We start from the raw sequence: 24,135 nt of genomic DNA, 5'->3' as shown, positions 1-24,135 counted from the left end.
CATAGTGGCATTATCACAGAAAGATCAAAGGATTTTATCGTTCTTTTCCTGCTGAGGATCAAGCTTCACTATTTTCTTTGGCACCAGCATTTCCCATTCTTTCCGGAAGCCATCGTTGTTAAGGTAGGGACGCTTCTCGCTGATCACGGCAATACCTCGCTGTTTCAGTACTCCTCGGGCTCCCTCCGAATGTAGTGTTTTCTGCGTCAAGGTGCCCGTATTCATCCGTATACCTTCGCTCTTCAGTCGCTGCACTTCTTGCTCTATTGCCTGTTGTGTGGCCGGACTCAGCAGCGACGGGTCATGTTCGTACTGCATCTTTTCCAGCAGTGTCATTCCGGCCGGAATCGCTACCTGCTGGAGATCATACCAGCTGTTATGAATACCATAAGTGATCCCATTGTTTTGATCCGCCTTGCAGGTTCGGTGTTTGCCGTCTGAACAGACAATAATTCCGGCCTCCTGAGCGATTTTGCGCCGAACATTGTCGTCAATATACCGGTTCATTCTCTGCACTGGCTCAGTTGTCCATTCAAAGTTTTCAGAGATCTCTGAACCATTGCCAATCAGACCGTAGACGTGGGAGTAGTTTTTTTTGCGCTGATCTCGCAGTGGTCCGGTTACCTGCGCCAGATCAGCCGCACCGTGCATGGCGGCTTCCAGATGCCGTTGGAATTCAGTTTTGTTGTCAGTGTCGGAGGTAAACTGTTCGGTCAGCTGCGATGGTATGTCAAGACGTCTGGCGTCAAATCCCAAAGGTCGAGCCACCGTTAATCCGGGAAAATCAGTCCCAACCCCGCAACCACGGATAACGTCCATTCGATCCGCAAAGCGTAATATGCGCAGATACCAGCGCACGGACTCAGACAGGTTTTGCTGATCGCCGCCCATGACATCGTTTTCCTTGCTGGTCATCGCCAGTGCCATATCCTTCAGTAGCTGTTCAGGGTAGTGCCCTGTCAGGTCCCGTTTGAAGTAATCAGCTGACGCTGATTCTTCCATTGATTTGTCAACATCTTCGGCAGCCGCGTCATGGTAGATAATGGCCAGAGACAGGAGTTCTTTTTCATCCGGTTTCAGGGAACACTGCTGAAATTTCTCCAGCAATTCCATATACCAGTGCCCATTATTCCTGGCTCTCAGGACATGACTGCAACTGTGCAGTGGTTTCCACACTGCTGGCATGAACTTTGTGAGGCTCTTGATGACTCGTTCCGGTCCTGGTCGGCGGTAATAATGCTGCAATACTTTCACGATGGTTGCTTCATTATCGCCGACATTTTCAGGCAGGACCGGCGCTTTGCTGAAGGCGTCCACCACAAACTGTAATGCCTTGGTTCTCTCGGTTGCCAGTACTGTTGCCTGGTTGTGAGAAGCGTCCGGAGCGAGTGATTGCTTCAGATTCCTGATCTCCTCCTGAGCCTGCCGGACACGCTTTGGCCAATTCCGGTAGAGAGGATAGGTTTCCCGTTGCTCCCACAGATTTTCAATCCATTCGATGTAATCAGCCATGGAAAAATCACCAATAACCTTCTTGTCTTTAGGGTAAAGCCACTCCATATCGTCTTTAAGATCATTCAGAAAGTCTTGGTCCGGGATAGCCTTATAATGAAACAAGGCCAATAAGTGGGACTGAATATCTTCGAGGGTTGGAGCCAGCCTGGTTGTCACATAAAGTGATGCCCTGTTCAAACAGGCCTGATTTTGCAGTTGACTGTTGCCCCGACAGATTCGGTCAAATTCAACGATGCTCCCCGAGCAACTGATTAAAGGTAATCGACAGAGATGTTGCAGGTTCAGGAAGTCAAATGGAGCATAAGCAGCCACCAGACAATTGAATATGCCCACTGGCATTGCAGATTCATTCCTGGATGCCATATCGCTGATGAGTTCCAGACCAAATTCAGTCAGCCTTGTCCCGCTCTGCAAGAGCAGCTGAAAACATCGGTAAGCTTCTTCCTCCTGCTGCTTCCTGATTTGCTGTTCCTGAACATCATTGTGTCTGAATATTTCGCTGTGCATGAGAAAATCAAGCAAAGATCTAATACCCGCGATGTGAAAAAAAGGCTGCTCAACCGGCAATCCATTACGTTTTAATTCCAGAAGCCGCTCGTAACTGTAACAATAGGGATTACTCAGCAGCTTGATGGCTTCTTGCAGATTGTGGACAAGATCCGGTGGGATGTTTAATTCTGAACTCAGTGCCTCCGCCCGCAAAGACATTGGCAGCAGATTTAACACGGCTCTGAAATTTTCTGAGGCTACGCCCCTTAAAAACGCAAAATCATTCAGAGAATGCTCATTTCTGGCCAGGTGTTTACTGTCCAGCTCATCGTCAAAATAGACCTCAACAGAACCTGTGTGGTGGCAATAAACGACCAGTGGCAAGGATTTAAGCTGCAATTCCTCTTCAAACTCACGCTTCTCCAGTAGGATATCGGATATATTCATCTCTGCATCCTTGTAAACACACAAGCATTTGATGTCTTCTTTAGCGTATTTGGCGAGCACCAGTTCTGGGTAATCCAGTGAGAAAATCTTTTCGCGGGGTTTCAATTTTGGCAAACTGAACGTCCCATCCGCTTGCAGGTGCCCCGAGGTGAAACGAGGATAAACTCTCCAGATGACTTGATCGCTAAACTCAAGACGTCTACTAAGCACAGATTGCAGGTTAGGCAGCAGTTTTACTTGCAGTGAATCCGGACTGAAACCATGCTTCTCCTTCAGCCTTTCAGTCCCTGCATCACGTTTATAGACGTACAGGCATTTTGGATCAACAATGCCCACCATCCAGTGACTAAAGCCTCTCGATATGCGCCTGGTAGGCATCATCCGCCCCGGCAGGGCGAGGGTGAAGGGTCTTGGTACTCCCTTACCCGAAAAGTAATCTATTTCATCCGTCAATTTAATGCGCCGTAATGCCAGGCACCCACTCTCAGCAGCTCGCAGTAGCTTTTGTCGTTCGCACTCCCTGGGATGATGCGGTAGCCGTTTGCCAGTCGCTTCGCAGACTGTCCATTGGCGAGAGGTTGTTACCGACCGGGTGTCAAAGTTTGATTCGGGTTGAGGTGCTGGGCACGGGGTCGCTGAGGTTTGGGCGACATCCATGGTAGTACTCCTTTAAAACTTATTATTTACCTGCTTTCGATTGGGGATTCTGTCGTCGTTAGAGTAACTGGCCGGTAAAAAGTTCCATTTCATACCAGTCGTGCTTTCTAACTCCCTATTGCGCTGAAGATTTGGGCCTTAATCCTGCCTTGGCGATCCTGCATTTTCATAGCGAGAACAAGGGAAATCTACTTTCAGGTGTCCGCCCTGTGCCCGGGCACTGATAGTTAAGCACTGCTGCAAACCGTGGACTATCTTATCTGGGCATTCATAAACCGGAGAAGGTGGGTATTTATGAATCACTCCATTTCCCGATTCCCTGAGACAGCAAAGCGAATGACATTTTTTTATCGTGGCAAGGTTAAACACTGGATTGTCACAGCCCTTAACCTCACCGCTATAGCTTGCCCCTGTTCTAAACTGCTGGCAAAAAACCCTTTACCAACGCCAGTTGTGGAGGTGCTTGCCGGAGATAAAACAACAAAAGAGACTAACTTCCTGGACGACTTGATTAACCATAATGCTTTCATGGGGTTAACTGCTCCTTTTGCTCTCGACCCAAATGCAACCCATCTTATTTTCGCCATGAACCATAACAATGAGCAGGGCGAAAAAAAGAGTGAGCATTCAGAAGAACCAGAGGGAGCCGGGGCACAACAGCTGCAGCCTTTAATGACCATTCCGCTCCCGCCAATGTCCCATGCACAAATTACTGCCATTATCCAGGGGCTGGATACCGGCCTTTACCAAGACACCCTGAACACTCTGTTGGCCTGGCTCCCGGAAGCCTCCGACAGTGGCAACCTGACCATTGCAGACATGATTGAGCAAGTGAAGCAAACACTCAACATTGAGCCTGACCCAGACCAGGAAAAAATGATGGAAGTTCTGTCTTCTATCCAGGGTACTGAATCGCCTGTCGATTTGACCAAACCAGAAGATCGGGAGAGCCTGGCAAGGTTACTGGTGAGTTACTATGCGGCCATCCATTCAAGAGGAGCATCCCAGGAGGCTTATGATTTTTTTGACTCATTCCTGCTGTATGCCACTGGCTTGTCGGGTATCGAGAGGCTCGAGGCCAGAAAAGGAGAGCTGTTAGGTACAAAAGAACCCATAGAAAGTCACTTAATAATGGGAAATGTTAAAGAATCTGCATCCGTCTTCTCTGGACTGAAGTTGTTGCAAAAAATGCGCCTCAGGCTTTTGCGACGACTGTGGGCCCCCTCAGAATCCATAAATCTCTTTAGATATTTGCAACGTCTGGAGATCCCCATGGAAACTGAAGAGCTCCTTGAGCATTTGCAACGAATCGCAACCCCCTCAGAAAGAACACTCAGTCTTTTCCGGCGAATATTGAACCCCTCAGGAATTCTAAAATTCGAGAAATTCGAGGAACCCCCAGATCCAACGCTAGAATACGCATCCTCTCTGCTCAACCGTTGCCTTGATATGTACGAAATACCGTTTTACGAGCGTACTATAAGTTCAACTGAACGAACGTTAGAAGTGATAAAAGAACAGGCTGAAAACAGACCTGTAATCATTGCCTCGAATAATCAGTTTACCACTTTGATGAATGCCATAAGCCTTATTCTTGACCCATTCAAGATACAAGACGCTGACGAACTTATAGACAACATGTCGAGCTATTTCAGCCAATCAAATTGGGATCAGACCATTACTGACTCTGAAGGGAAAGAACAGAAATTATTTGATGTATTCAAAAAGGTAATCACTGATGCAAAAGAAAACCCGGGAAATGAAAACCCTCAATTATTTCAAGAATTGCTTCTCGCCATAGAAAAATACCTATCGCAACATTTAGAAAAAATGTTTATGCATGAAGTTGATCGCCAAGTCATATTTTCAAACCTTGTCCATGGATTTTCTGACCTGCGCAGACAATCAAGGGCTCAGTTGGAAATGCTTGAGCCAGCTATAGACACTCATACCAGTGAACAGGCTGATGAAGCCCAACATGACAAGGCAGCAAAGGCGCAGAAAAGAAAAGAACTCAGCAACGAAGAGAAGAAGAGAAAATACCTGAGAGAAAGGATAGAATACCTGGACGATTTCTACTTTCGGTTCGGCTGTAAATATGGTAACTGGGCGTGACCGGCCCTTAACCTTCTTCCAGACCGGCTGCCAGCAGCAGACTTCCCGGCATGCTGCTGGCACTTAAGACTGTCCTGCACGGCAACTGCGCATACATGCAGTCGTGCTCTCAATCAAGCTTTGCCATCTTCTCTGGCACCCGCATTTCCCATTCTTTCGGGAGTTCGTCATTGGTAAAGTAGGGACGTTTCTCGCTGACCACGGCAATACCTCGCTGTTTCAGTACTCCCCGGGCTTCCTCTGAAAGCAGTGTTGCCTGCGTCAAGGTGCCCAGGTTCATCTGTATACCTTCGCTACTCAGCCGTTGTACCTCTTGCTCTATTGCCTGTTGTGTTGCCGGGCTCAGCAGCGACGGGTCATGTTCGTACTGCATCTTTTCCAGCAGCGTCATTCCGGCCGGAATCGCCACCTGCCTCAGGTCATACCAGCTGTTATGAATGCCATAAGTGATCCCTTTACTTTGATCAGCCTTGCAGGCCTGGTGGCTTGGGTCTGAACAGACAATGATTCCGGCCTCCTGAGCGATTTTGCGCCGGACATTGTCATCAATAAACTGGTTCATTCTCTGCACTGGCTCAGTGGTCCATTCAAAGTTTTCAGAGATCTTTGAACCATTGCCAATCAGACCGTAAACTTCGGTGTAGTTTTTTTTGCGCCAATCCCGGAGTAGTCCGGTTACCCGCGCCAGATCGGCTGCACCGTGCATGGCGGCTTCCAGATGCCGTTGGAATTCAGTTTTGGTGTCACTATCGGAGGTAAACTGTTCGGTCAGCTGCGATGGTATGTCAAGGAGTCTGGCGTCAAATCCCAAAGGTCGAGCCACTGTTAATCCGGGAAAATCAGCCCCAACCCCGCAACCACGGATAACGTCCATTCGATCCGCAAAACGTAGTATGCGCAGATACCAGCGCACGGACTCAGACAGATTCTGCTGATCGCCGCCCATGACATCGTTTTCCTTGCTGGTCATCGCCAGTGCCATATCCTTCACTAGTTGTTCAGGGTAGTGCCCTGTCAGGTCCCGTTTGAAATACTCAGCTGACGTTGATTCTTCCACTGATTTGTCAACATCTTCGGCAGCCGCGTCATGGTAGATAATGGCCAGAGACAGGAGTTCTTTTTCATCCGGTTTCAGGGAACATTGCTGAAATTTCTCCAGCAGTTCCATATACCAGTGCCCATTATTTCTGGCCCGCAGGACATGACTGCAACTGTGCTCTGGTTTCCACATGGTTGGCATGGTCTGACTGCCAAGGCTCTTGATGACTCGTTGTGGTCCGGGACGGCGGTAATAATGTTGCAATACTTTCAGGATGGTTGTTTCATTATCGCCGACATTGTCAGGCAGGACTGGTGGTTTGCTGAAGGCGTCCACCACAAACTGTAATGCCTTTGGTGTTTCGGTTGTCAATGGTGTTGCCTGGTTGTGAGAAGCGTCCAGACCCAGTGATTGTTTCAGATTGCTGATGTCCTCCTGAGCCTGCAGGACATGCTTTGGCCAATTCTGATACAAAGGATAGGTTTCCCGATGCTTCCACAGATTTTCAAGCCATTTGATGTAATCAGCCACGGACAAATCACCAATATTCTCATTGCCGTCAAAGCAGTAAAGCTCCAGATCCTCTGCAAGATCATTCAGAAAGTCTTCGTCCGGGATAGCCTCATAATGAAACAAGGCCAATAAGTGGGACTGAATATGTTCGAGGGTCAGACCCAGCCTGGTTTTTGTATAGAGTGATACCTCTTTCAAACAAGCCTGATTTTGCAGTTGACTGTTGCCCCGACAGATTCGGTCAAATTCAACGATGCTCCCCGGGCAACCGATTAAAGGTAACTGACTGAGATGTTCCAGGTTCAGGAAGTCAAATGGAGCATAAGCAGCCACCAGACAATTGAATAGGCTCGCTGGCATTGCAGATTCATCCTTATATTCCATGCAGCTGATGAGCTCCACACCAAATTCAGTCAGCCTTGTCCCGCTCTGCAAAAGCAGCTGAAATAACCGGTAAGCTTCTTTCTCCTGCTGCTCCCTGATTTGCTGTTCCTGAAGATCATTGTGTCTGAATATTTCGCTATGCAGGAGAAGATCAAGCAAAGATCTGATTCCCGCCGTACGGAAAAAAAAGGGGGACTTGAGAGGCAGACCACTGAGTTTCAATGCCAGAAGCTGCTGGTAACTGTAACAAGAGGGATTAATCAACAGCTTGATGGCTTCTTCCAGTTTATGCACAAGATTCGGAGGAATGGTTAATTCTGATGAACTCAGTGCTTTCGCTCGCAAAGGCATTGGCAGCAGATTTAACAGGGCTCTGAAATGTTTAAAGGCTATGCCTTGTGAAAACGCAAAATCATTCAGAGAATGCTCATTGCTGGCCAAGTGTTCACTGTGCAGCTCATCGTCAAAATAGACCTGAACAGAGCCTGTGCGGTGGCAATAAACGACCAGTGGCAAGGATCCAAGCTGCAACTCCTTCTCGCACTCACGCTTGTCCAGCAGGATATCGGATATATTCATCTTTGCATCCTTGTAAACGCAAATGCATTGGATGTCTTCCTTCCTGTAGTGGGCGAGTAACAGTTCCGGGAAATCATCTGTACGGGCACATGGACCAGATTTCAACTTTGGCAAACTGAACGTCCCATTCGCTTGCAGATGCCCCGAGGTGAAACGAGGATAAACTCTCCAGATGACCTGATCGCCACGCTCAAGACGTCTATCGAGCAAAGATTGTAGATGAGGCAGTAGTTTTACTCCCAGTTTATCCGGAGTTAAGTCAGGCTCTACCATCAGCTTCCTGGTAATCGCGTTACGTTTATAAGCATACAGGCATTGTGGATCAACAATGCCTACCATCCATTTCCCAAACCCTTTCCCAATGCGCGCGTTAGGCATCATCCTCCCCGGAAGGGCGAGGGTGAAGGGTCTTGGTGCTCCCTTGCCAGAAAAGTATTTTCTCTCTCTGGACAAATCAATGCGCCTGAGCGCCAGACGTCCACTCTTGGCAGCCTGCAGTAGCTTGTGCCGTTCACACTCTCTGGGATGATGCAGCAGCCGTTTGCCAGTCGGTTCGCAGACTGTCCATTGGCCAGAGGCTGTTACCGACCGGGTGTCAAAGTTTGATTCGGGTTGAGATGGTGGGCACGGGCTCGCAGCGGTCTGGGCAACATCCATGCTAATACTCCTGTATAACTTATTGTTTACCTGCTCTCGTTTGCAGAGATTCTGAAGTCCTTAGAGTAACTGGCTGCTGTAAAGTTCCATCTCAGCTAATTTTTAAGGCAAGATCAAAGGATTTTGTCAGTCTTTTCCTGCTGGTTTGTCCTGAGCATCAAGCTTGGTTATTTTCTTTGGCACCAGCATTTCCCGTTCTTTCGGGAAGCCATCGTTGGTAAAGTAGGGACGCTTCTCGCTGACCACGACAATACCTCGCTGTTTCAGTACTGTCTGGGCTTCCTCCGAAAACAGCGTTTCCTGCGTCAAGGTGCCCGTATTCATCCGTATACCTTCGCTCTTCAGCCGTTGCACCTCTCGCTCTATTGCCTGTTGTGTTGCCGGGCTCAGCAGCGACGGGTCATGTTCGTACTGCATTTTTTCCAGCAGCGTCATTCCGGCTGGAATCGCCACCTGCCCAAGATCATACCAGCTGTTATGAAGGCCATAAGTGATCCCTTTGTTTTGATCAGCCTTGCAGGTCTGGTGACCTGGGTCTGAACAGACAATAATTCCGGCCTCCCGAGCCATTTTGCGGCGAACGTTGTCGTCAATAAACTGGTTCATTCTCTGCACTGGCTCAGTTGTCCATTCAAAGTTTTCAGAGATCCTGGAGCCATTGTCGTTCAGACCATAGATTTCGGTGTAGTTTTTGTTGCGCTGATCTGGAAGTTGCCCGGTTATTCGCACCAGATCAGCCGCGCCGTGCATGGCGGCTTCGAGATGACGTTGGAATTCAGGCTTGTCGTCAGGCTTGGAAGTAAAATCTCCAGTCAGCTGTGGTGGTAAGTCAAGACGTGTAGCGTCAAAACCCAGAGGTTGAGTCAGCGTTAATCCGGGAAAATCAGCCCCAACCCCGCAACCACGGATAACGTCCATTCGATCCGCAAAGCGTAATATGCGCAGGTACCAGCGCACAGGCTCAGACAGGTTCTGATCATCGCTGCCATTGACATCGTTTTCCTTTTTGATCATCGCCATGGCTATATCATTCAGTAGCTGTTCAGGGTAATGCCCGGCCAGATCCCGTCTGAAATAAGAAGCTGACCTTGATTCCTCCACTGATTTTGGGACATCCTCGGCAGCCGCATCGTGGTAGATAATTGCCAGAGACAGGAGTTCTTTTTCATCCGGACTCAGGGAACGCTGCTGAAATTTCTTCAGCAATTCCATATACCAGTGCCCGTTATTTCTGGCCCGCAGGACGTGACTGCAGCAGTGCTTCGGTTTCCAGACCGTTGGCATGGTCTGTCTGCCAAGGCTCTGGATTACCCGTTCCGGTCCCGGCCGACGATAATAATGTTGCAATACCTTCAGGATGGTTTTTTCATTATCGCCGACATCATCAGGCAGGACTGGCGGTGCGCTGAATGCGTTCACCACAAACGCTAATCCCTCTGGTTTTTTGGCTGCCAATTGTGTCGCAAGCTTCTGAGAGTCGTTCAGACCGAGAGATTGTTTCAGGTCCGCGATGTCCTGCTCAGCCTGCCGGACATGATTTGGCCAATTCTGGTAGAAAGGATGCGTTTCCCTTTGCTTCCATAGTTTTTCAACCCATTGGATATAATCCGCCACGGAAAAATCATCAATAACTTTCTTGCCGTCGGGGTAATAGCAGTCCAGCGTTCGTTTAACTCTATACAGAGTCTCCAAGTCCAGGTCAGTATAATGAAAGAGGGCTAGTAAGCGGGTCCTGATAATTTCGAGGGGGCGAGAGTGTAAACAGACATCATAGAGTACCTCTTTCATGCATTTCTGAAGTTGCTTTTGAGTTTGAGCCCGACAGATTCGGTGAAATTCAACGACGCTGCCCGGGCAATGGATTAAAGATATTCTGCGCAGATGTTTCAGGGTCAGACAATCAAATGGAGCAAAGGCAGCCACCATATAATTCATTGTGCTCGCTGGTATGACCGTTTGCATGTCATCCGCCATGGCGTGAATGCTTGAAATAGCAGTCCCCAGCCTTGCCCCGCTTTGCAGAAGCAGCTGAAGTAAGTGACAAGCTTCTCTCTCCTGTTCGGTTTGCTCCTCACCAGACCCATCGTTTCTGGACCTTTCGGAAACCAGCAAGATGTCGAGTAAAGATCGAACCTTTCCTTCGTAAAAAAAATCCAGGTGAATTGGCAAGCCACTTTCTTTTAATTTCAAAAGCCCCTCATAATTGTAAGAACGAGGATGACTCACCAGCTTGATGGCTTGTTGCATTTTGTGCACCAGGTTAGGTGGGACGCTTAATTCCGAACTCAGTGCCTCCGCCCGCAAAGACATTGGCAGCAGATTTAACAGGGCTCTGAAATGTTCCGGGGCTATGCCCTGTGAAAATGCAAAATCATTAAGAGACTGCTCATTCCTGGCCAATTGTTTACTGTCCAGCTCATCATCAAAACAGACCTCGACAGAACCTGTGTGATGGCAATAAACAGTCAGAGGCAAGGATTTAAGCTTTAATTCCTTTTCACACTGACGCTTGTCCTGCAGGACATCAGCAATATTCATCCCTGCATCCTTGTAAACACAGAAGCATTTGATGTCTTCTTTGCCGTAGCTGCTGAGCACCAGTTCCGGGTAATCAAGTGAGTGGGCGACATCGTCAGGCTTCAATTTGGGTAAACTGAACGTCCCGTCGGCTAGCAGATGCCCCGAGGTGAAACGGTGAGGATAAGTTCTCCAGAAGACCTGATCACCATGCTCAACGAGTCTAGCGAGCAACGATTGCAGATCAGGCAGTAATTTCACTCTAAGAGTATCCGGAGTTACGTCAGACTCCGCCAGAAGCCGTCTCGTGGATGCGTTGCGTTTATAGAGATACAGGCATTGCGGATCAACAATGCCTACCATCCATTTACCATACCTTTGTGGTACGGGCCCGGTGGGCATGATCCCCTCAGGCAGGGCGAGGGTAAAGGGTCTTGGTACTCCTATACCCGAAAAGTAATTGTCTTCTTTAGTTAATTCAATTCGCCGGAACGCCAGAAGCCCACTCTCAGCGGCCCACAGTAGCTCTTGTCGCTCTGATTCCCTGGGGTGGCAGGGTAGCCGCTTGCGGGTTGATTCGCAGACTGTCCACTGGCCGGAGGCAGTTACCGACTGGGTGTCATAATTTGCTTGAGAAGGAGTGCATTGGCTGGCAAAGACACCCGTTCCCTGGGCAACATTCATTGAAATACTCCAAACTTGCCATTCACTCTTTAAACCAGTGGTTGTCAAAAGGCAATGCACTGGATTTTGTTGTTGGGTGGCGTAGTTATTTCTGAACGTGGTTTACGATGATGGCGAGAGTTTTTTCTATTTTGTCAAAACGTTCGTCGTGCTGGTCAAGACGTTTGTCGAGCTGGTCAAAACGTTCGTCGTGCTGGTCAAGACGTTTGTCGAGCTGGTCAAAACGTTCGTCGTGCTGGTCAAGACGTTTGTCGAGCTGGTCAAAACGTTTGTCATGCTGGTCAAAACGTTTGTCGTGCTGATCAAAACGTTTGCGGTTCTCAGACTGGTAAGCCTCGATCTTGCGGTCTTGCCGCTCAAACATGAGCCGGGTCTCTCGCTGGTTTTCGAGCACAATCTTCTGTGTTTCCCCAGTAATCTCGATGAGCCGGTGTACAGCGTTATCCAGCGATTCAAAATGGGATTCAAGTCTCTCTACACGAAGTTCCAGTGACATACTGCGTACCATTATCATTTGTTGAAGCAGCAGTCAGCATAGCAGACATTGAGAGGGGGGGGCCGGACAGATATGAAAACACTCAGCGGGCTGCTGCTGATCCTGTCAGCCTTATACATGGTGCTTATGGGTATAGATTATTTCTATCCCCAGTTTTTGCTGTCAGTGTTAGCCGATGCCTGTGAACAGGCGGTCTATGGCAGAAATAATATCACTACGCTGCTCCTGCATACTGGCCACTTTTTTGCCGATGAAGTGATTGGGAATAGATGCCAGCTGCGGAATAACCAGCATCCATTCTTCATCGTCCACAACAGTTTGGGGGCATACCTGCAATGCTTTTTTGTAACGGTGACTGCGGCTTAGAGGAGCAACAATCGATTGGTCGTCGAACTGAATTAAACTCGACTGAAGCACTACAACATAAGGATACTTGTCTGCATTATCGGCGGTGTTCAAACACACATCGAACTGTGTCATTTAGAATGTCCTCATGCCATCACTGAACAAACCATCTTCTTTAATGACTTGTTCAATTTCTTCCATGGCTTCCTTGTAAAGTTTCTTCAAACGCTCTTCCTCCAAACTTCTGACTTCAGCCTTAACGCCTTGTTCGGCGGCAGAAGAAATATTAATGTTCAACTCACGAGCCTTCTCTAACACCTCGTCATCAATGGTCACTGTGGTTTTACTTTTGCTCATGCTAATACCTACTTATTCAGTGTTTTGGTTAGTATAACAGGTGCATATCAGAACTGTTTCCCATACTTCCCAACCGCTTCAGCAGACAGCTTGCTCATTGGAGTAACTGTCTGGTAAAAAGTTTCACCAGGGGGCCACCGCCCGAAGATGAATTTCAATAGAGGGATCAAAGGATTGCACATGCACGCCCCGCTGGCGCATTCTGCTGAGCATTAAGCTTTGGCACCAGTATTTCCGGTTCTCTCGGGAAACCCTCGTTGCTGAAGTAGGGACGCTTCTCGCTGACCACGGTAATACCACGCTTTTTCAGCACTTTTCGGGCTTTCTCGGAAGCCAGTGTTTTTTGAGTCAAGGTGCCCAGATTCATTCGTATCCCTTCGCTCTTGAGCCGCTGTATCTCTTTCTTCAACGCCTGTTGTGTTGCCGGACTCAGCAGCGACGGGTCATGTTCGTACTGCATCTTTTCCAGTAGCGTCATTCCGGCTGGAATCTCAACCTGTCCCAGATCATGCCAGCTGTTGTGAATACCACGAATGATCCCTTTTTTCTGATTAGCTTTGCAGGCTTTGTGGCTGGGATCTGAACAGACAATAATGCCAGCTTCCTGTGCCATTTTGCGTCGGACATTGTCGTCAATAAACTGGTTCATTCTCTGCAAAGGCTCGGTTGTCCATTCAAAGTTTTCAGAGATATTGGAGCCACTGTCGTTCAGGCCATAGACTTTGGTGTAGTTTTTTCTGCGATAATCCTGAAGATGCCCGGTTACCCGCGCCAGATCAGCCGCACCGTGCATGGCAGCTTCCAGATGACGTTGGAATTCACTCTTGTTGCCAGGCTCGGAGCTGAACTCTTTAGTCAGCTGTGCTGGTAAGTCAAGACGTGTAGCGTCAAAACCCGGAGGTCGAGTCACTGTTAAACCGGGAAAATAGGGCGCAACCCCAAAACAACGGATAACGTCCATTCGATCCGCAAAGCGCAATATGCGCAGATACCAGCGCACAGGGTCAGGCAGGTTCTGTTCATCTTTACCATTGACATCGTTTTCTTTGCTGATCATCGCCATTGCCATATCAGCCAGCAGTTGTTCAGGGTAATGCCCGGTCAGATCCCGTTTGAAGTACTCGGCTGACCTTGTTTCTTCCGCTGATTTGTCAACATCTTCGGCAGCTGCATCATGGTAGATAATTGCTAGAGACAGGAGTTCTTTTTCTTCTTTGCTCAGGGAACACTGCTGAAATTTCTTCAGCAATTCCATATACCAGTGCCCATTATTTCTGGCCCGCAGGACATGACTGCAACTGTGCATTGGTTTCCACACTGCTGGCATGGTCTGTCTGCCCAGATTCTGGATCACCCGCTCCGGTCCCGGTCGGCGGTAATAATGCTGCAATACCTTCAGGATGGTTTTTTCATTGTCGCCGACATTATCTGGCAGGACCGGCGGCTTGCTGAAGGCTTCTACCACAAACTGTAATGCCGCTGGTGCCGTGGCCGCCATGGGTGTTGTCGATGTACCAGAATCGCCCAGACTGAGTGATTGTTTCAGATTCTCTATGTCCCGATGAGCCTGTTGAACATGCTCTGGCCAATTCTGGTACAAAGTATGTGTTTCTCGCTGATCCCATAGTTTTTCAAGCCAGTTGATATAATCATCCTGAGAAATACCCGCAATGACTCTATTACCTTTGGGATATTCCTTCTGCACATAGGATTCAAAAGATTTCAGAACGTTTTTGTCCAGAGAAGCTCCGAAGTGAAACAGGGCCAGCAAGAGAGACTGGATGGTGTCGAGAGAAGGGAGAATACGATCATTCAGATATTGCCGTAATAACTGTTCCAGAGTGTCCTGCCGTTGCGGTTGGCTAAGCCCCTGGCAAATGCGGTCAAATTCAATAACGGCTCCCGGACAGGCGGTCAAGGGTACCCTCCTGAGATGAAGCAGAGTCAGGAATTGAAATGGTCTGAAGGCAACCAGCATACAATTCATTATGCCCGGTGGCATTGTAAAAGAGAGAGAGTCGTCCATCCGGTAAATGAAGCTCAAGCACCACTTTTTCGGCAGACTTGCCCCACTTTGCAAAATCAGCCGAAACATTCGATAGGCTGTTTCCTCCTGTTTCTGAGTTTGCTCCTGATCAGTCTTTTCGTTTCTGAACATTTCCTGAGTCAGGAGCATTTCAAGCAAAGATTGAAAACGTCCTTTATGAAAAAAAGGCTGGTGAATGGGTAAGCCACCCTGTTTTAATTTCAGAAGCCCCTCGTAACTATAACAACGAGGATTTTGCACCAGCGTGATCGCCTGTTGCAATTTGTGCTCGGCATCTGGTGAGACGGTTAATTCCAGACTCAGTGCCTTTGTCCGCAAAGACATTGGCAGCAGATTCAACATGTCTCTGAAATTTTCCGGCGCTATGCCCTGTGAAATCGCAAAATAATCCAGAAAATCCTCATTCCTGGCCAGGTGTTTATTATCCAGCTCATCATCAAAATAGACCTGAACAGAGCCTGTGCGGCAGCAGTAAACAACCAGAGGCAGGGGGTCAAGTTCCAATTCCTTTTCACACAGACGCTTGTCACGCAGAATCTCGGCAATACTTGTCTGTGCTTCGTTGTATGCACAGAAGCATTTTATGTCTTCTTTGCCATATTGGGTGAGCACCAGTTCCGGGTAGTCGAGTAAAGGGGTGACATTGCCGATTTTCAATTTTGGTAAACTGAACGTTCCATCCTCTTGCAGATGTCCCGAGGTGAAACGATGAGGATAAGCTCTCCAGAGGACTTGATGGCCATGCTCAAGACGTCTAAGAAGTGATGATTGCAGATCAGGCAGTAGTTTTGCTCGCAGCGTTTCCGGAGTGGCGCTTGAATCTATCAGCAAACGTGAAGTAGCTGCATCATATTTATAGGCATACAGGCATTTTGGATCAACAATGCCTACCATCGATTCACCAAAATCCGTTTTTTGCATGGGCCTGGTGGGCATCATTCCCCCCGGCAGGGCGAGAGTGAAAGGCCTTGGTGCCCCCTTACCCGAAAAGTATTCTTTTTCTTCATACAAATCAATTCGCCGGAGCGCCAGGCGTCCAGTCTCTGCGGCCCGCAGTAGCTCTTGTCGCTCAGACTCCCTGGAAGGAGCGGGTAGCAGCCTTCTGGTCGATTCGCAGACTGTCCATTGGCCAGAGGCCGTTACCGACTGGGTGTCAGACTTTGATTGTGTGGGAGGGTAAAGGTTTGCAGTGGTTCCCGTTCCCTGGGCAACATTCATGGTAATACTCCTGTAAAACTTATTACTTACCTGCTTTCCTGTGGGGCTACCTTTTTTTGGAGTCACTGGCTGGCAAAAAGTTCCAACTGGCTGGCAAAAAGTTCCACTTTGACTTCATAGCGAGATCAAAGGACTGAGCACGTCCACCCTTCTGGCGCATTTTGCTGGGCATCAAGCTTTGCTATCTTCTCAGGCACCAGCATTTCCCGTTCTTTCGGGAAACCTTGGTTGGTAAAGTAGGGACGCTTCTCGCTGACCACTGCAATACCTCGCTGTTCCAGCACCTTTCGGGCTTCCTCCGAAGCCAGCGTGGTTTGCGTCAAGGTGCCAGGATTCATCCGAATACCTTCGCTCCTCAGCCGTTGCACCTCTTTCGCTAATGCTTTTTGTGTTGCCGGGCTCAGCAGTGACGGGTCATGTTCGTACTGCATCTTTTCCAGCAGCGTCATTCCGGCAGGAATCGTCACCTGCCTGAGATCATACCAGCTGTTATGAATACCACGAGTGATCCCTTTTTTCTGATCCGCCTTGCAGGCTTTGTGGCTGGGGTCTGAGCAGACAATAATGCCGGCCTGCTGAGCCATTTTGCGGCGGACATTGTCGTCAATAAACTGATTCATTCTCTGCACTGGTTCAGTTGTCCATTCAAAGTTTTCAGAGATCTTTGAACCATCGCTATTCAGACCGTAGACCCGGGTGTAGCTTTTTTTGCGCCGATCTTGAAGCTGCCCGGTTACTCGCGCCAGATCAGCCGCACCGTGCATGGCGGCTTCGAGATGACGCTGGAATTCAGTCTTGTTGTCAGGCTCGGCGGTAAAATCTCGAGTCAGCTGCGCTGGCAGGTCAAGACGTGTAGCGTCAAAACCCAGGGTTCGAGTCACCGTTAATCCGGGAAAATCAGCCCCAATCCCACGGCAACGGATAAAGTCCATTCGATCTGCAAAGCGTAATATGCGCAGATACCAGCGCACAGAGTCAGGCAGGTTCTGTTCATCCTTACCCTCGACATCGTTTTCCTTGCTGACCATTGCCAGCACTATATTCTCCAGCAGCTGTTTGGGGTAGTGCCCGGTCAGGTCCCGTTTGAAGTACTCGGCTGACTTTGTTTCTTCCACTGATTTGTCAACATCTTCGGCAGCAGCGTCATGGTAGATAATCGCCAGAGACAGGAGTTCTTTTTCTTCTTTGCCCAGAGAACACTGCTGAAATTTCTTCAGCAATTCCATATACCAGTGCCCATTATTCCTGGCTCGCAGGACATGACTGCAACTGTGCAGGGGTTTCCACACTGCTGGCATGGTCTGTCTGCCAAGGCTCCGGACCACCCGTTCCGGTCCCGGACGGCGGTAATAATGCAGCAATACCTTCAGAATGGTTTTTTCATTATCGCCGACAGTATCTGGCAGGACCGGCGGCTTGCTGAAGGCGTCCACCACAAACTTTAATGCCGCCGGTGCCTGAGCTGACAATGCTGTTGCCGATGGGCCTGAATCGACCTGATCGAGAGATTGTTGCAGGTCCCTGATGTCCCGTTCAGCCTGCCGGACATGCTCCGGCCAATTCTGGTACAAAGAATGTGTTGCTCGTTGATCCCACAGTTTTTTAAGCCATGTGATGTAATCATCCGCAGAAAAATCAGCAATAACTTTCTTACCTTCAGGATATTCCTTACGCAAATAGGATTGAAAAGATTTCAGAAAGTTTTTGTTCAGGGAAGCTCCGAAGGAAAACAGGGCTAGCAACTGAGACTCGACGGTGTCGAGAGTGGGACGGTAACAATCGTTCAAATGTTGCCGCAATATCTGTTCCAGAGCGTCCTGCCGTTGCTGTTGACTAAGCCCCTGGCAAATGCGGTCAAATTCAACAAGGGCTCCCGGACAGGTGGACAAAGCGATCTTCCTGAGATGGAGCAGAGTCAGGAATTGAATGGGTCTAAAGGCAACCAGCATACAATTCATTATGCCCGGTGGCATTATGTAAGAGAGAAAGCTGTCCATTCGGTAAATGAAATACAGGCACCACTTTTTCGGCAAACTTGCCCCACTTTGCAAAATCAGCCGAAACATTCGGTAGGCTGTTTCTTCCTGTTGCTGAGATTGCTCCTGAGCAGAGTTTTCGTTTCTGATCATTTCCAGAACAGTGTTTTCGTTTCTGATCATTTCCTGAGTCAGGAGCATTTCAAGCAAAGATTCAAAATCTCCTTCCTGAAAAAAAGGCTGGTGAATTGCCAAGCCACTCTGTTTTAATTTCAGAAGCTCCTCGTAACTGTAAAAACGAGGATTACTGACCAGTTTGATGGCCTGTTGTAACTTTTGCCTGGCATCTGCAGAGACGGTTAATTCCGAACTCAGTGCCTCTGTCCGCAAAGACATTGGCAGAAGATTCAACATGGCTCTGAAATTTTCCGGGGCTATGCCCTGTGAAATCGCAAAATAATCCAGAGAATCTTCATTCCTGGCCAGGTGTTTATTGTTCAGCTCATCATCAAAATAAACCTCAACAGAACCTGTGCGATAGCAATATATAACCAGAGGCAGGGGGGATTTAATCTTCAATACCTTTTCACACTGACGCTTGTCCCCCAGGATCTCGGCAATATTTATCTGTGCATCTTTGTATGCACAGAAGCATTTGATGTCTTTTTTGTCATATTGGGTGAGCACCAGTTCCGGGTAGTCGAGTAAAGGGGTGTCATTGTCGGATTTCAATTTTGGTAAACTGAACGTTCCATCCTCTTGCAGATGTCCTGAGGTAAAACGATGAGGATAAACTCTCCAGATGACCTGATTGCCATGCTCAAGACGTCTATTGAGCGATGATTGCAGATCAGGCAATAGTTTTGCACGCAGTGTTTCCGGAGTGACGCCGGGCTCTATCAGCACACGTCCAGTAGATGCATCATATTTATAGACATACAGGCATTGTGGATCAACAATGCCTACCATCCATTTACCAAAATCTGCTTTTGGCATGGGCCTAGTGGGCATCATTCCCCCCGGCAGGGCGATTGTGAAGGGCCTTGGTGCCCTCTGACCCGAGAAGTAATCGTTTTCTATATTCAATCTGATTCGCCGAAACGCCAGGCGTCCAGTCTCTGCGGCTCGCAGTAGGTCTTGTCGCTCAGACTCCCTGGAAGGAGCGGGCAGCAGCCTGCTGGTGGATTCGCAGACTGTCCATTGGCCAGAGGTCGTTACCGACTGGGTGTCAGACTTTGATTGCGTGGGAGGGTAAAGGTTTGCAGAGGTTCTCGTTTCGTGAGTAACATTCATTGGAAATCTCCAAAATTAATATTTACCACTTTCGTAAAGGTGATTTCTGCGCTTTTAGAGTGACTGGCTGGAAAAAAGTTCCATGATCGAGGGGGGAGAGTATGAATTCACATAGTACCTCTTTAATGAATTGTTGTTGTTGCTCTTGACTGGGTTTCCGGGTGGATGGTCAATCAAATTTATGGTTGTCCTTGTTTCTTCTTCTTTTGCTTTTCTGAAGTAATTGTTTGGTATCAGGTTATTTTAATTTTTTCATAATTTCTTCACAAATAGGAAAAATTGTTTTAAATAATTCCTCGTTATCCTTCCCTGCTTTGTCTGGGTGTATTCTTAATAACAGCTTTTTATATTTTTTCCTGAACTCATCTCTGCTTGGTATTCCTTGTATTTTAAAATCGGATAAGTTGGGGTCAATTAATAGACGATTGTACCTCTCAAGTAACTGAGCTCTGTCACTCATTTCAACAGATTCATAAGTTTTGTATGAGTTATCTGACCTTGACGAACGGCTATCAGATTCAGTGTCCGAGTAAGACTCTGAGTAATAACTGTGATGGGATTCGGGACGAGTTTCTCTTGATGAACGACTATCAGTCTCAGAAGAGTAAGACTCTGAGTAATGACTGTGATCGGATCCGGGACGAGTTTCTCTTGATGAACGACTATCAGCCTCAGAAGAGTAAGACTCTGAGTAATGACTGTGATCGGATCCGGGACGAGTTTCTCTTGATGAACGACTATCAGCCTCAGAAGAGTAAGACTCTGAGTAATGACTGTGATCGGATCCATAAAGAGTTTTTCTTGACGAATGGCTATCAGCCTCAGAGTCCGACTCTGAGCAATGACTGTGATCAGATCCGTAAGGAGTTTTTCCAGACGAATGGCTTTCAGCCTCAGAATCCGACTCTGACCAGTGAGTGTGTTTAGATCCGTAACGAGTTTTTTTTGACGGAGGGCTATCAGCCTCAGAGTCAGACTCTGAGCAATAACTGCGATCAGATCCATAACGAGTTTTTGATGACGAAGAGCTTTCAGTCTCAGAGTGAGACGCTGACCAATGACTGCTATCAGATCCGTAACGAGTTTTTGTTGACGAAAGACTATCAGTTTCGGAACTCGATGAGATTATTCTTTCAGAAACTTTTGTCTGTTTTTGATGTCTTCCATACTTTTTTGGTATTTCCTTTTTTTTCTCCCTATTGTTAGATTCATCTTCACTTAACCGGAATGAGCGGCGTATACCGGCTTTGCTGCCAACACTATTCAAGTTGAACTCCTGTTTATTAAATCAACCGGACAGGCTCATTGCGAATGGCCTCAATAGTTAGAGTGATTATCTGGGAAAAAGTTCCGGCAAGGTCCTATTGCCTGGTCATGGACTTCATAGCGAGATCAAAGGATTGTTCATGCCAACCTGCTGGCGTGTTCTCAATCAAGCTTGGCTATCTTTTTTGGCACCAGCATTTTCCGTTTTCTCCGGAAGCCATCGTTGTTAAAGTAAGGACGCTTCTCGCTGACCACAACAATACCCCGCTCCCTCAGCACTTTTTGGGCTTCCTCCGAATACAGCGTTTCCTGGGTCAAGGTGCCCGGGTTCATCCGTATACCTTCGCTCTTCAGTCGCTGCACCTCTTGTGCCATGGCCTGTTGTGTTGTCTGGCTGAGCAGCGAAGGGTCATGTTCGTACTGCATCTTTTCCAGCAGCGTCATTCCGGCCGGAAGCTTTACCTGCCCCAGATCATACCAGCTGTTATGAATACCATAAGTGATCCCTTTGTTCTGATCCGCCTTGCAGGCTTGGTGGTTGGGGTCTGAACAGACAATAATCCCGGCCGCCTGAGCGATTTTGCGCCGGACATTGTCGTCAATAAACTGGTCCATTCTCCGCACTGGCTCAGTTGTCCATTCAAAGTTTTCAGAGATCTTTGCGCCATTGTCGTCCAGACCGTAGACTTGGGTGTAGTTTTTTTTGCGCTGATCCAGAAGTTGCCCGGTTATCCGCGCCAGATCAGCCGCACCATGCATGGCGGCTTCCAGATGTCGTTGGAATTTACTCTTGTTGCAAGACCAGGAGCTAAACTCACTGGTTAGATGTGATGGTAAGTCAAGACGTGTAGCGTCAAAACCCAGAGGTCGAGTCACCGTTAATCTGGGAAAATCAGCACCAACCCCGCAACCACGGATAACATCCATTCGATCTGCAAAACGCAATATTCGCAGATACCAGCGCACAGCGTCAGGCAGGTTCTGCTCCTCTTTACCCTTAACATCGTTTTCTTTGCTGACTATCGCCTTTGCCATATCAGCCAGCAGCTTTTCAGGGTAGTGTCCGGCCAGGTCCCGTTTGAAATAATCAGCTGAGCTTGATTCTTCCACTGATTTGTCGACATCTTCGGCAGCCGCATCATGGTAGATAATCGCCAGCGACAGGAGTTCTTTTTCGTCCGGGCGCAAGGAGCACTGCTGAAATTTCTCCAGCAATTCCATATACCAGAGCCCATTATTTCTGGCCCGCAGGACATGACTGCAACTGTGCAGTGGTTTCCACACGGTTGGTATGGTTTGCATGCCAAGGCACTGGATCACCCGTTCTGGTCCCGGACGGCGGTAATAATGTTGTAATACCTTCAGGATGGTTTTTTCATTATCGCCGACATTATCGGGCAGGACTGGCGCTGTGCTGAAGGCGTCCACCACAAACTTTAATGCTGCTGGTGTTTCGGTTGCCAATGGTGTTGCCAGATTGTGAGAATCGTCCAGACCAAGAGATTGTCTCAGATCTTTGATGTCCTGCTGAGCCTGCCGGACATGCTTTGGCCAATTCTGGTAGAAAGGATATGTTTCCCGTTGCTCCCATAGTTTTTTGACCCATTTGACATAATCAGCCACGGAAAAATCATCAATGATATTTTCATCTTCTTCGCAATACCTATCGAGATAGGATTCAAGACTATCCAGAACGTTTTTGTCCACGGAAATCTGGTAATGAAACAGGGCCAATAAGCTGAGCTGAATATGTTTGAGGGTTATATTCCAGAGAGTTACCACATATTTTAATACCCTTCTCAGGCAATCCTGCTGCTGCCGTTTACTGAGACCGCGACAGGTACGGTCAAATTCAACGATGCTTCCCGGACAGCCGGTCAAAGGGTACCACTTGAGATGTTCCAGAGTCAGGAACTCAAATGGAGCAGAGGTAGCCACAAAACAATCGAATATTCCAGCCGGGATTACAGGTACGCGGGGACCATCCATGTTCTTAATGCGATAAAAATACTCCTCCAGCCTCGCACCGCTGCGCAGAAGCAACTGACATAAGCGCCGGGCTTCGTCCTCCTGTTTCAGGGTCTGCTCGTGTTCTGGCTGGTCGTTTCTGAACACTTCGGAATCCAGCAGCATGCCAAGTAAAGATTGAACTTTTCCTTTATGAAAAAAACACTGGTGAATTGGCAAGCCACTTTGTTTTAACTCCAGAAGCTTCTCATAACTGTAAACAAAGGGATCACTTACCAGCTCGATGGCCTGTTGTTGTTTGTGTATGACATCCGGATCAACTGAGACGGTTGATTCCGAACTCAGTGCCTTTGCCCGCAAAGACATTGGCAGCAGATTCAAGATGTCTCTGAAATGATCTGGAGCCAAGCCCTGTGAAAACGCTAAATCATCCAGAGATCGCTCATTCCTGGTCAGATATGGACTGTCCAGCTCATCAGCAAAATAGACCTGTACAGAACCTGTGCGGTGGCAATAAACAACCAGAGGCAAAGGTCCGATCTTCAATACCTTTTCACACTGGTGCTTGTCCTTCAGGATGTCGGAAATATTTATCTGTGCATCCTTGTATACGCAAAAGCATTTGATGTCTTTTTTACTGTATTTGTTGAGCAACAGTTCCGGGAAGTCAAATAAGCGGGTGCCATCGTCGAGTTTCAATTTTGGTAAACTGAATGTCCCATCCGCTTGCAGATGGCCTGAGGTGAAACGATGAGGGTAAATTTTCCAAATGATCTGATTGCAACGCTCAAGACGTACATCGAGCAATGATTGCAGGTGAGGTAGTAGTTTTATTAACAGTTGTTCCGGAGATTTGCCGTACTGGAGGTATCTGGTCTCTGCATCACGTTTATAGACATACAGGCATTCTGGATCAACAATGCCTACCATATATTGACCGAACCCTTCTGGCATGGCCTCATTGGGCATCATTTCCCCCGGCAGGGCGAGGGTGAAGGGTCTTGGTGCCCCCTGAACTGAAAAGTAATTGTCTTCTTCAGTCAATTTAATTCGCCGAAACGCCAGGCGTCCACTTTCAGCGGCCAGCAGTAGCTTATGTCGCTCAGACTCCCCGGAAGGATCGGGCAGCAGCCTGCTGGTGGATTCGCAGACTGTCCATTGGCCAGAGGCCGTTACCGACTGGGTGTCAGACTTTGATTGCGGGGGAGGATACAGGCTTGCAAAGGTCCCTGTTCCCTGGGCAACATCCATGGTAATACTCCTGTAAAATAAATTACTTAACCATTTCCATGATGGTGTCGTAAAACTCTCTCCAGCGTGGGAACGAGTTGACTCCTGTCATTCCCGGCTTCATTCTCGTCATTCCCGGCTTCATTCTCGTCATTCCCGCGAAGGCGGGAATCCAAACTGAATTACCACCGGAACCATACTGCCTGCTGCCCCCCTGGCCTTGTCATCCCCGAGAAGGCAGAGATTCACCGTTGGCGCTGGATTCCCGCCTTCGCGGGAATGACGACTTCAGAGCATGGGAACGAGCTGTTGGAGTTTTGCGGTAGCCTCCCATACGGGGGTC

General features: G+C 48.2%; 13 protein-coding genes. 2 read left to right on the top strand and 11 right to left on the bottom strand.

Going from position 1 to position 24,135, the window contains the following annotated elements; all coding sequences use genetic code 11:
* Positions 1-24: 24 nt before the first annotated feature.
* Positions 25-3,108, bottom strand: coding sequence for a hypothetical protein (locus ACOJUO_RS02165; protein ID WP_422138785.1), 3,084 nt, complete (start codon positions 3,106-3,108; stop codon positions 25-27).
* Between the two features lie 294 nt (positions 3,109-3,402).
* Between ACOJUO_RS02165 and ACOJUO_RS02160 the strand changes: the two genes are divergently transcribed.
* Positions 3,403-5,223 carry a hypothetical protein gene (locus ACOJUO_RS02160; RefSeq protein WP_422138784.1) on the top strand — a complete coding sequence of 607 codons (1,821 nt, stop codon included), beginning with the start codon at positions 3,403-3,405 and terminating at the stop codon, positions 5,221-5,223.
* Positions 5,224-5,332: 109 nt separating this feature from the next.
* Here the strand turns inward: ACOJUO_RS02160 and ACOJUO_RS02155 are convergent, their stop codons facing one another.
* From ACOJUO_RS02155 to ACOJUO_RS02110, 10 genes are all read right to left on the bottom strand, one after another.
* Positions 5,333-8,395: a hypothetical protein gene (locus ACOJUO_RS02155; protein ID WP_422138783.1), complete on the bottom strand. Its 3,063-nt coding sequence runs from the start codon at positions 8,393-8,395 to the stop codon at positions 5,333-5,335.
* A 126-nt stretch (positions 8,396-8,521) separates the two neighbouring features.
* Positions 8,522-11,596: a hypothetical protein gene (locus ACOJUO_RS02150; protein ID WP_422138782.1), complete on the bottom strand. Its 3,075-nt coding sequence runs from the start codon at positions 11,594-11,596 to the stop codon at positions 8,522-8,524.
* A gap of 85 nt (positions 11,597-11,681) precedes the next feature.
* Entirely contained in the window at positions 11,682-12,092 is a 411-nt protein-coding gene (locus ACOJUO_RS02145; RefSeq protein ID WP_422138781.1) for a hypothetical protein, read from the bottom strand.
* A gap of 168 nt (positions 12,093-12,260) precedes the next feature.
* Complete coding sequence (locus ACOJUO_RS02140) at positions 12,261-12,572, bottom strand: CcdB family protein (RefSeq protein WP_422135107.1); 312 nt, start codon at positions 12,570-12,572, stop codon at positions 12,261-12,263.
* A complete protein-coding gene (locus ACOJUO_RS02135; RefSeq protein WP_422135106.1) occupies positions 12,573-12,794 on the bottom strand; it encodes a type II toxin-antitoxin system CcdA family antitoxin in 222 nt (73 codons plus the stop codon).
* Positions 12,795-12,960: 166 nt separating this feature from the next.
* Positions 12,961-16,059, bottom strand: a complete 3,099-nt coding sequence (locus ACOJUO_RS02130; protein ID WP_422138780.1) for a hypothetical protein — start codon at positions 16,057-16,059, stop codon at positions 12,961-12,963.
* 125 nt (positions 16,060-16,184) lie between these two features.
* Positions 16,185-19,328 (bottom strand): hypothetical protein, encoded by a 3,144-nt coding sequence (locus ACOJUO_RS02125; RefSeq protein WP_422135104.1) that lies wholly within the window; start codon positions 19,326-19,328, stop codon positions 16,185-16,187.
* Between the two features lie 238 nt (positions 19,329-19,566).
* On the bottom strand, positions 19,567-19,788 hold the full coding sequence (locus tag ACOJUO_RS02120; RefSeq protein WP_422135103.1) for a hypothetical protein: 222 nt from the start codon (positions 19,786-19,788) through the stop codon (positions 19,567-19,569).
* A complete protein-coding gene (locus ACOJUO_RS02115) occupies positions 19,785-20,333 on the bottom strand; it encodes a hypothetical protein (RefSeq protein ID WP_422138779.1) in 549 nt (182 codons plus the stop codon). The genes ACOJUO_RS02120 and ACOJUO_RS02115 overlap by 4 nt, the downstream gene beginning before the upstream one ends.
* 423 nt (positions 20,334-20,756) lie before the next feature.
* On the bottom strand, positions 20,757-23,813 hold the full coding sequence (locus tag ACOJUO_RS02110) for a hypothetical protein (RefSeq protein WP_422138778.1): 3,057 nt from the start codon (positions 23,811-23,813) through the stop codon (positions 20,757-20,759).
* A 77-nt stretch (positions 23,814-23,890) separates the two neighbouring features.
* Between ACOJUO_RS02110 and ACOJUO_RS02105 the strand changes: the two genes are divergently transcribed.
* Positions 23,891-24,118: a hypothetical protein gene (locus tag ACOJUO_RS02105; RefSeq protein ID WP_422138777.1), complete on the top strand. Its 228-nt coding sequence runs from the start codon at positions 23,891-23,893 to the stop codon at positions 24,116-24,118.
* Positions 24,119-24,135: the final 17 nt, after the last annotated feature.

Source organism: Endozoicomonas sp. ALC020 (genome assembly GCF_049275935.1).
GTDB lineage: Bacteria > Pseudomonadota > Gammaproteobacteria > Pseudomonadales > Endozoicomonadaceae > Endozoicomonas_A.
The sequence above is the reverse complement of the archived record's forward strand: the minus strand, read 5'-3'. Positions and strand labels throughout refer to the sequence as shown.